At 74.5% G+C, this 8753-nt stretch carries 10 protein-coding genes; 4 read left to right on the top strand and 6 right to left on the bottom strand.

Features of this window, described 5'->3' with window-relative positions:
- Positions 1 to 575: 575 nt before the first annotated feature.
- Positions 576 to 1124: an AAA family ATPase gene (locus tag E1265_RS29055; RefSeq protein WP_132933975.1), complete on the top strand. Its 549-nt coding sequence runs from the start codon at positions 576 to 578 to the stop codon at positions 1122 to 1124.
- Here E1265_RS29055 and E1265_RS29060 read toward each other — a convergent pair.
- Positions 1108 to 1758 (bottom strand): TetR/AcrR family transcriptional regulator, encoded by a 651-nt coding sequence (locus E1265_RS29060; RefSeq protein WP_132933976.1) that lies wholly within the window; start codon positions 1756 to 1758, stop codon positions 1108 to 1110. The two genes, E1265_RS29055 and E1265_RS29060, sit on opposite strands and share 17 nt — an antisense overlap.
- Positions 1755 to 2297: a cupin domain-containing protein gene (locus tag E1265_RS29065; RefSeq protein WP_132933977.1), complete on the bottom strand. Its 543-nt coding sequence runs from the start codon at positions 2295 to 2297 to the stop codon at positions 1755 to 1757. The genes E1265_RS29060 and E1265_RS29065 overlap by 4 nt, the downstream gene beginning before the upstream one ends.
- Positions 2298 to 2535: 238 nt before the next feature.
- Between E1265_RS29065 and E1265_RS29070 the strand changes: the two genes are divergently transcribed.
- Entirely contained in the window at positions 2536 to 4245 is a 1710-nt protein-coding gene (locus tag E1265_RS29070; RefSeq protein WP_132933983.1) for a SpoIIE family protein phosphatase, read from the top strand.
- Here the strand turns inward: E1265_RS29070 and E1265_RS29075 are convergent.
- From E1265_RS29075 to E1265_RS29085, 3 genes are all read right to left on the bottom strand, one after another.
- Positions 4220 to 5236 carry a nitronate monooxygenase gene (locus E1265_RS29075; protein WP_132933978.1) on the bottom strand — a complete coding sequence of 339 codons (1017 nt, stop codon included), beginning with the start codon at positions 5234 to 5236 and terminating at the stop codon, positions 4220 to 4222. The two genes, E1265_RS29070 and E1265_RS29075, sit on opposite strands and share 26 nt — an antisense overlap.
- Before the next feature lie 11 nt (positions 5237 to 5247).
- Positions 5248 to 6057 (bottom strand): exodeoxyribonuclease III, encoded by an 810-nt coding sequence (locus E1265_RS29080; protein ID WP_165953924.1) that lies wholly within the window; start codon positions 6055 to 6057, stop codon positions 5248 to 5250.
- A 412-nt stretch (positions 6058 to 6469) separates the two neighbouring features.
- Positions 6470 to 6649, bottom strand: coding sequence for a hypothetical protein (locus tag E1265_RS29085; protein ID WP_132933979.1), 180 nt, complete (start codon positions 6647 to 6649; stop codon positions 6470 to 6472).
- A gap of 105 nt (positions 6650 to 6754) precedes the next feature.
- Here E1265_RS29085 and E1265_RS29090 point away from each other — a divergent pair, with 105 nt between their 5' ends.
- Positions 6755 to 7732: a S8 family peptidase gene (locus tag E1265_RS29090; protein WP_132933980.1), complete on the top strand. Its 978-nt coding sequence runs from the start codon at positions 6755 to 6757 to the stop codon at positions 7730 to 7732.
- Positions 7733 to 7763: 31 nt separating this feature from the next.
- Here the strand turns inward: E1265_RS29090 and E1265_RS29095 are convergent, their stop codons facing one another.
- A complete protein-coding gene (locus E1265_RS29095; RefSeq protein WP_132933981.1) occupies positions 7764 to 8189 on the bottom strand; it encodes a GNAT family N-acetyltransferase in 426 nt (141 codons plus the stop codon).
- Between the two features lie 57 nt (positions 8190 to 8246).
- Between E1265_RS29095 and E1265_RS29100 the strand changes: the two genes are divergently transcribed.
- On the top strand, positions 8247 to 8735 hold the full coding sequence (locus tag E1265_RS29100) for a GNAT family N-acetyltransferase (protein ID WP_132933982.1): 489 nt from the start codon (positions 8247 to 8249) through the stop codon (positions 8733 to 8735).
- Positions 8736 to 8753: the final 18 nt, after the last annotated feature.

An 8753-nucleotide genomic window follows, 5' to 3' on the forward strand; every position in this document is an offset into this window, starting at 1 on the left:
GGACGTGGGGCGCGCAGCCGTGGTTGCGGGGGTGAGCCTCTGGGAGCTCTGGGAGCCGTACCGGTTGGCGGGCGGCGAGCCGGACGTGCGGACGGCGCTCGCGTGTGCCCGCGCGCTCGCGGAGTTGCACGAGGCGGGCTGGGTGCACGGGGACGTGCAGCCCGCGCACTTCATCGTGGATACGGAAGGGCGGGCGCGGCTGATCGACCTGGCGTTGGCCCGTGGTGGGGAGATCCCGGCGTGGTGTGACTTCGACTTCCGGGGGTGTCTCGTGCGCTACGAGAGCCCGGAGTTGTCGCGGAGCGTGCTGGCCACGGGCCGGGCGACGCCCACCCGGGAGTCGGACGTGTTCGCGTTCCGGGGCCAGCCTGTCATGAGCCTGACCGGGCGGCGGGTGGTGGACTTCCCCGCCGAGGCGGATGGCGAGACGCAGCGGCGGCACATCGCGCGGTGGCGTGGGCGGCGGCTGGGCGAAATCCCCGGCAAAATGGGGGAGTTCGTGCAGGCGATGATCAGTCCGCGCCCGTCCGACCGGCCGGGCATGGCCGAGGTGTGCGCGGCGCTAGGCTCGTCGAATGGTCACGGTACTGGTCAACGGGCTGCCGGGGGCGGGGAAGTCGACGCTGGCTCGGGCGTTGGCCGACGAGCTGGCCCTGCCGCTGTTGAGCAAGGACGCCGTGAAGGAGACCCTGGCGGACACCCTGGCGGTGACGCGTCCTTCCGGTCTCCCGGACCGTGAGTGGAGTCGAGTCCTGGGGGCTGCCGCCGGCGAGACGCTGTGGACGCTGCTGGCGGACGCGCGCGGTGGGGCCGTTCTGGAGAGCCCGTGGCTGGCCCATCTGCGACCGGTCGTGCGGGCGGGGCTGCGGCGCGCGGGAGTGGCCGAGGCCGAGGCGCACGAGGTCTGGTGCGACGTGCCGGTGGAGGTCGCCCGTCGTCGCTGCGGCGCCCGGATGGCCGCGCGGCATGCCGTGCACCCCGAGCGGGCGGGTGGCTACGACGGCGACTGGGAGCTGTGGTCGCGGAACGCCGAACCGCTCGGTCTCGGGGTGGTGCACCGCGTGGACACGACGGGGCCGGTGGACGTGCCGGGGTTGGTGGCGGCACTCACGGCCGGTCGTTGACCGCCCCGTACAGCCGGAGGAAGGTGCGGACGCCGACCGTCACCAGGTCCTCGACCTCGTCCTGGGGGAGCGGGACCGCGCCGTAGAAGGTGCGCTGGTTCACGTTCACCACGGTGAGCAGGTTGAAGTGGTCGGCGACCTGCTCGGGGGCGGCGTCGAAGGTGAGGTGGCCGTGGTCGGCCATCCGCGCCAGGTAGGGGGCGAGCCTGAGGTGCGCCGTCTGCGGGCCGGCCGCGATCCACGCGTCGAGGACCGGGCGGGGTATCCGGGCCGCCTCGGCCTCGATCGTGCGGACCAGCGCGAAATGGTCGGGGAACCGCTCGACGGCCGCGACCCGGTCAAGGCCGAACGCGATCAGGTCGTCCGTCACGTCCAGGATCTTGCGGAGGTGCTTTTCCATCAGGTGGGCGATGGTGGCGGTGACCTCGTGCGCGCCCTCCAACGCGACCGAGAGGAACAGGTCCTCCTTGTCGCGGAAGTGGTTGTAGACCGTCCGCTTGGACACCCCGGCCTCGGCGGCGATGGTGTCGACGGCCGCCCGGGCGTACCCCTCGGTGCCGAAGACCCGGCGCGCGGCCTCGGTGATCGCCCGCCGCTTCTCCGGCCGCCCGGGCCCGGCGGCGGTCGGGTTCAAGACCGCCCGTCCGGCCTGGGACCCTGCTGGCTCGGCTCGATGAAGTAGCTGTCGTGCGCCACGAAGAAGTCCTCGCGCTCCTGCTGGCTGAGGCCGGCCAGCTCCGAGACGTGCTCGAAGTAGCCCTCGCGCGGCGCCCCCGGCGTGAAGAGCATCAGGAACGAGACGGGCTCGTCTGACTCGTTGGCGAAGGCGTGCAGGCCGCCGGGCGGCACGTAGAGGAAGTCGTTCCTGGGTGCGTCGACCCAGCGCTCGCCGTCGAAGACCCGCAGCGATCCCGAGGTGACGAAGAACGACTCGGACATCGTCCGGTGGAAGTGCGTGCCGGTGCCGGCGCCCGGCACCAGGTCAACGACGTGGTAGAGCCCGAACTCGCCGTCGGTCGTCGCCGAGAGCCGCTTGCCGGCGGGCTTGCCGGTCGCCAGGTAGAAGGTGCGCGTCCCGGACGGCGAGACGAGGTCAGGGCCGGCGCTGGCCGGGCGGTGGACCGCGCTGACCTGGCCGGTGTCCCCGTGGTAGCGGGGTTCTGGGTAGGACATGCCAGCGAAATTACACCGTGCGGTTTACCTTATCAACTGCACGGTGTAGTGCAATCGGCAGCGGCCCATTCCGGGCGGGGGCCGCCCCCGCCGCGGTCGCCCGCCCGGTCGGGCGGGTGTCACCGGCCTCGGTGCGGGAACTCGGGCGTGCGGGCGGGGCCCCGGCACGAGGAGACGGCAGGTGGAGGACAACCCAGAGGCGGCGAGCACGTCCGGCGAGCGACCTTCTGGCGAGGGTCTGGAGGGCTTCGCGCTCGATCTGGACGCCCTGGGAACCGGCGCCGAGCTGTTGGACGGCCGTGGCATCATCCTCGGCGTCAACGCGTGGGCCCAGCGACTGCTGGCCCGACCCGCGGCGGAACTGGTCGGACAGGACGAGCACGACCTGCTGCACCGCGACCGCCAGGGCGGGACGTTGCCGCGCGCCCAGTGCAGGTTGCGCAAGGCCATCCTCGCCGGCGAAACGGCCCAGACGACCGGAGAGTGGGCGGAGCGCGGTGACGGCTCGCTGCTGCGGGTCTCCTGGCTGGCCACCCCGTGCGAGCTCGGCGACGGCCGCCGGGCCACGCTGGTGCTCTTCCACCCCGAGAGCGCCGGGCAGCCCGCCTCCCGGCTGTGGGGCGCGGGGGCGCCGATCACGGAGCTGGAGCGGCTGGCCCTGCTGGCCGAGGCGACCACCGTGCTGGCCGCCGGCAGGCTCGAGGTGGACGAGACGCTGGAGAGGCTGGTGGACCTGGTGCTGCCCCGCCTCGCGGACTGGGCCGTCGTCGACCTGATCACCGAGCGGGACGAGGTGTGGCGCTTCGCCGTCGCGCACACGGAGAACGACGAGGTGGTCAGGCGGGAGGACCTGGAGGGCGCGCTGCCGCCGGTGCCGCGGGAGTCCCCGATGCCGCTGGCCAGGGCGCTGCGCGGGGCCGCCTCCACGGCGGCCGAGCCCGAGACCTACCAGGGCCCGTTGGATTCGGGCATCGCCCTCGAACAACGCCGGCTGTTCGCGGAGACCGGCATGCACTCGGCCATCACCGCGCCGATCCGCGGTCCGCGGGAGGTCATGGGCGCCCTGACCCTGGGCCGCTCCGAGCAGCCGGCGCGGTTCACGGCGGCCGACATCGCGCTGCTCGAGGACATCTCACGCCGCGCCGGCATCGCCGTGGAGAACGCTCGTCTCTACCAGGGGCAGCGCAGGGTGGCGGAGACCATGCAGCGCCACCTGCTGCCCCAGATGCCGTACGTGCCCAGCCTGGAGCTGACCGTCCGGTACGCGCCCGCGAGCGACGCCTCGCAGGTGGGCGGTGACTGGTACGACGCCTTCGCGCTGGCCGACGGCGCCACGGCCCTGGTCATCGGGGATGTCGTCGGGCACGATCTCGACGCCGCGGCGGGCATGGCGCAGCTGCGCAACATGCTCCGCGCCTACGCGTGGACCCGGCAGCGGAGACGACCGAGCAAGATCGTCGAGCGGCTCGACGAGGCGGCCTCGCACATCGCCGAGATCTCCATGGCCACCATGATCTTCGCCCGGTTGGAGGTCACCGGCGAGGGGCGGTGCGAACTGTCCTGGACCAACGCGGGCCACCCGTCGCCCCTGCTGATCACCCACGACGGACTCGTCCACGACCTCACCGGCGGGCACGGCGTGCTGTTGGGCGTCGCGCCCGACCGGGCCAGGACCGACGCGAAGACGACGCTGCCGCCCGGCTCGACCCTGCTGTTCTTCACGGACGGCCTCGTCGAGTCGCCGAGCCGCTCGATCGACGAGGGCCTGTACCGACTCAGGCGGGAGGCCGCGGCCCTGGCCCACCGCCCCCTGGAGTCGTTCACCGACAGGCTGCTCAGCCGGGCCCGTGCGCCGGGCAGCGACGACGACGTCGCCCTGCTCGCCCTCCGCGTCCCGCACCGACTCGGCCCACCCGAGGACGTCAGCCGGCGGCCAGCCGGCGGGTGACGTCGGCGGCGGGGGCCGCCGTCGCGTGGCGGTGGCCCGCGCCGGCCCAGAGGCTCAGGCCGTGCGGGTCGCCGGCCACGGCCGCCGCCGCGCGCAGCGGGCGGGTCAACTGGTGGAGCAGCGGGTAGGCGGCCGGCGCGGTGGCGTGGTGCGCGTCGATGAACCGGTTGCGCAGCCCGCGCGCCGGGCGGCCGGTGAACGCGCGGGTCACGACCGTGGCGTCGAACGCCGGGTCGGCCAGCGCCGCCCGGTAGGGCGCCGAGGTGCCGGCCTCCGGGGTGCGGAGGTAGGCCGTGCCGGCCTGCGCGGCCACCGCGCCGGCCGCCAGGGCCGCCGCCACGTCCCGGCCGGTGGTCAGGCCGCCGGCGGCGATCAGCGGCAGCTCCGTGACGGCGCGGACGGCGGGGAGCAGCGCGGCCAGCGGGGTGGGGTCCGGGTCGGCCGCCGGGTCGAACGTGCCCCGGTGGCCGCCGGCCTCCGGGCCCTGCACGCACAGCGCGTGCACGCCGAGCGCCGCCGCCTCGCGCGCCTCGTCCGTGGTGGTGACGGTGGCGACCACACACGTGCCGGCCGCCCGCAGGGCGGCGACGGCCGGGGCCGGCGGCGGGCCGAAGGTGAAGGAGACGACGGGCACCGGGTCGTCCGCGAGCAGCCGCAGCTTGGTGTCCCAGTCGTCGGTGTCCGCCGGGTCCTGGTCGGGCAGCGGCACGCCGTACCGCTCGGCCTCGGCCGCGAGCTCGGCGCGGTAGCGCGCGGCGCCTGCCGGGTCGGGGATCGGGCGCGGGACGAAGACGTTGACGCCGAACGGCCCCGTGGTGCGGGACCTGGTCTCCCTGATCTGCGCCTCGACCTCGCCCGCCGACCGGTAGCCGGCGGCGAGGAAGCCGAGCCCACCGACCCCGGCCACCGCCGCCGCCAACTCCGGCGTGCCGGGCCCCCCGGCCAACGGCGCCTGCACGACGGGGAGCTGGAGATCGTGGGGGTCGAACACGGGCGTGCCTCCTACCTGGAGTAGACGACGGTCACCGGCGCGTGGTCGCTCCAGCGTTCGGCGTGCGTCGCTGCGCGCTCCACGTGTGCCTTGACGGCGCGGGAGGCCAGGCCCGGGGTGGCGATCTGGTAGTCGATGCGCCAGCCGGTGCCGTTGTCGAAGGCCCGGCCGCGGTAGGACCACCACGAGTAGGGGCCCTCCTGGTCGGGGTGGAGCGCCCTGACCACGTCCGTGTAGCCGCCGTCCGCCGGGTCGAGGACGCGGCCGAGCCAGGCGCGCTCCTCCGGCAGGAAGCCGGAGTTGGCGCGGTTGGCGCGCCAGTTGCGCAGGTCGGCCTCGCGGTGGGCGATGTTCCAGTCGCCGCAGACCAGCACCTCGCGGCCCTCGGCGGCGGCACGTTGGCGCAGCCCGGTGAGGTAGGGGAGGAACGCGGCCATGAAGCGCTCCTTCTCGTCCTGCCGCTCGGTGCCGACCTCGCCCGAGGGCAGGTACAGGCTGGCGACGGTGAGCCCCGGCAGGTCCGCCTCCAGATAGCGGCCCGAGGCCTTGAACTCGGCGTGGTCGAAGCCCACCCGCACCGCCTCCGGCTCCCGCCTGGTGAGCAGCGCCACGCCGGCCCGGCCCTTGGCCTCGGCCGGCGCGTAGGTGACGTGCCAGCCGGCCGGCCTGGCCACCTCGGCCGGCAACTGGGCCTCCTCGGCGCGCACTTCCTGGAGGCACACGACGTCCGCCGCCGTGCCGGCGAGCCAGGGCAGGTACCCCTTCTTGGCGGCGGCGCGGAGGCCGTTCACGTTCACGGTGGTCACGGTGAGCTGTTGCACCAAATGACCGTAACGCACCGCGCTCCTGGGACGACCCGCGCCCCCGCGCACCGGGGACGGCGCGCGCCGGCGCCGTCCCCGCGCTGTCACCGGTGAGGGTGGTTTCCCGCTTCCCGTCGCGCTCCGGCGGCCATGCGGCAGGGGAGAGGCGCTGCCCGGCCGGAGTTCCCGCACGCCCGCGGAGACGTCGGGAAACCGGCGGGAGCTCCTCGGCAACCGATGACGCCCAGAAGGTAGACCCCGTGCACCCTGCCCGACGTATGCGAGCGATGGTCCTGACGGCGGCGCTGGCCGCCGTGGCCGTGCCCGGCCTGCTGGTCTCGGGCGGCGCCGCGCACTCCGCCGAGCGGGCGCCCGCGCCCGGGGCCGGCGCGGAGGCGAGTCTGTCGCAGCCCCGGCAACTGGTCGTCGGCTACGAGCCGGGCTCGCCCGAGGCCAGCTCGGACGAGGCCGTCAGGGAGGCCGTGCGGACCATGGCGGCGAGCACAGAGCAGCCCCTGACGTTCCAACGCCGCCTGGCCACCGGGGCCGTGCTGCTGAGCCTGGACCGGGACGACGAAGGGGAGGCGTCGGCCCGGCCGCTCGACGACATCGCCACGCGCCTCGCGGCCGAGGAGAACGTCGCGTACGCCGAACCCGACGTCGTGGCCCGGCCCATGGCCGAGCCCGACGACCAGGGCTACCCGCTCAGTGGGACCTGCACGAGGAACAGGCGGGCAGGAACGTCCCGTACGCCTGGGACCTCGCGACCGGCGAGGGCGTCAATGTCGCCGTCATCGACACCGGCCACGTCACGCACTCCGACCTGGAGTCGCGGGTCGTCGACGGCTACGACTTCGTCTCCGATCCCGTTCGCGCCAGGGACGGCGACGGGCGCGACGCTGACTACCACGCCCCGGGGGACTGGTCGGACGCCGGCGTATGCGGCCCCGACGAGCCGGCCAGGGCGTCGTGCTGGCACGGGACCCACGTCGCGGGCACCGTGGCGGCGGAGACCGGCAACGCCCAGGGCGTGGCCAGCACCGCCCACGGCGCCACCGTGCAGCCGGTGCGGGTACTCCGGCTGTGCGGCGGCGACAGCTCGGACATCGCCGAGGCGATCATCTGGGCGGCCGGCGGCTCCGTGCCCGGCATCCCGGACAACCCCACCCCGGCCCAGGTCGTCAACCTGAGCCTGGGCGGCAAGTCGCCCTGCGCCACGGTCTACCAGGACGCGATCGACTTCGCGGTCGCCCAGGGCGCCACCGTCGTCGTTGCCGCGGGCAACGCCAATGAGGACGCCGCGGCCTACGCGCCGGCGAACTGCGAGGACGTGATCACCGTCGCGGCCAGCAACCGGGCCGGGGACCGCGCCTACTTCTCCAACCACGGGAGCACGGTGGAGGTCACCGCGCCCGACGGCGGCGGTCCCAACGTGGACGACAACATCCTGTCCACCTACAACTCCGGCACCACCACGCCCGCCGACGAGGCCTACTGGTACCTCCAGGGCACCAGCCAGGCCACCCCGCACGTCGCCGCGCTCGCCGCCCTGCTGCCGCAACGCGACCCGGCCCTCGCGCCGGCCGACGTGTCGGACGCCGTCACGTCCGCCGCCAGGCCCATCGCCAGCTGCGGCGAGGACTGCGGCGCCGGCCTGGCCGACGCGGGCGCCGCCGTGAGCTCCGTCGGATAGCGCGTTCCGGCCCGTGCCCGGCCCCGCCCGGTCAGGTCCGGGCGTGGGCGCGGAGCGGGATGAGGCCGGCGGGGGTCGGGCGGAAGCCGCAGGCGTCGAGGTAGAAGGGGCGCAGGTGCTCCTCGAAGTCGACGTGCAGCCAGTCGCAGCCGGCAGCGCCGGCCTCGGCCTCGGCGAGGGCCACGAGGCGGGCGGCCACGCCGAGGCGGCGGTGGTCGGCGGCGACGACCGTGTCGAGGAGGAAGGCATGGGCGCCGCCGTCCCAGGCGACGTTGACGAACCCGATGAGCCGGCCGTCCGCCGCGCGCCGCGCGCACACCCAGCCGAGGCTGTGCCGGCGCAGCTGTTCCGGCCAGTCGGCCTGGGCGGCGGGCGGTCCGCCGAAGCCCTCGGCGTGCAGGTCCGCCAGTTCGTCGTGGGTCAGCTCGCCGCGCCAGGCGTAGTGGATGGACGTCATGCCGGCAGCGTAGGACGTGAGCCGCGCCACTCGACCGCAATTCGTACTATGACCTGCATGAACATACGTATCGTGCGCTTCGACCACCCCGACGCGGTCAAGCTGAACGACGAGGTGCAAGCGGAGTACGCGGAGCGCTACGAGGGGGAGGGCGACATCACCCCGCTCGACGCCGAGATGTTCGTGTCGCCGCGCGGCGTCTACCTGCTGATGTACGACGAGAGCGGTCGCCCGATCGGCACCGGCGGCTGGCGCGCCCAGGACGCGGCCGGCGAGGAGGGGTACGCGGACGGCGACGCCGAGATCAAGCGGATGTTCGTGGTCCGGGAGGCGCGCGGGAAGGGGCTCTCGCGCGTCATCCTCGCCCGCCTCGAGGAGGACGCGAGGGCGGCGGGCCGTAAGCGGATGGTCCTCGAGACGGGCACGGCGCAGCCGGAGGCCGTGGCGCTGTACCGCAGCTCGGGGTACGTGCTGGTGCCGGACGCCGAGAAGTTCGGCCTGTACCGGGAGTCGGAGAGCAGCCGCTGCTTCGTGAAGCCGCTGTAGGGGTTGCGGGTCTTTCCC

The organism is Streptomyces sp. 8K308 (genome assembly GCF_004348315.1).
Taxonomy (GTDB): domain Bacteria; phylum Actinomycetota; class Actinomycetes; order Streptomycetales; family Streptomycetaceae; genus Streptomyces.

What these genes read in the sequence shown, in the direction of transcription:
- E1265_RS29055 (WP_132933975.1), top strand. Translation starts at nt 576, where the DNA reads ATGGTCACGGTACTGGTCAACGGGCTGCCGGGGGCGGGGAAGTCGACG.
- E1265_RS29065 (WP_132933977.1), bottom strand. Translation starts at nt 2,297, where the DNA reads ATGTCCTACCCAGAACCCCGCTACCACGGGGACACCGGCCAGGTCAGC.
- E1265_RS29085 (WP_132933979.1), bottom strand. Translation starts at nt 6,649, where the DNA reads ATGTCGTCGAGCGGCCGGGCCGACGCCTCCCCTTCGTCGTCCCGGTCC.
- E1265_RS29095 (WP_132933981.1), bottom strand. Translation starts at nt 8,189, where the DNA reads ATGACGTCCATCCACTACGCCTGGCGCGGCGAGCTGACCCACGACGAA.
- E1265_RS29100 (WP_132933982.1), top strand. Translation starts at nt 8,247, where the DNA reads ATGAACATACGTATCGTGCGCTTCGACCACCCCGACGCGGTCAAGCTG.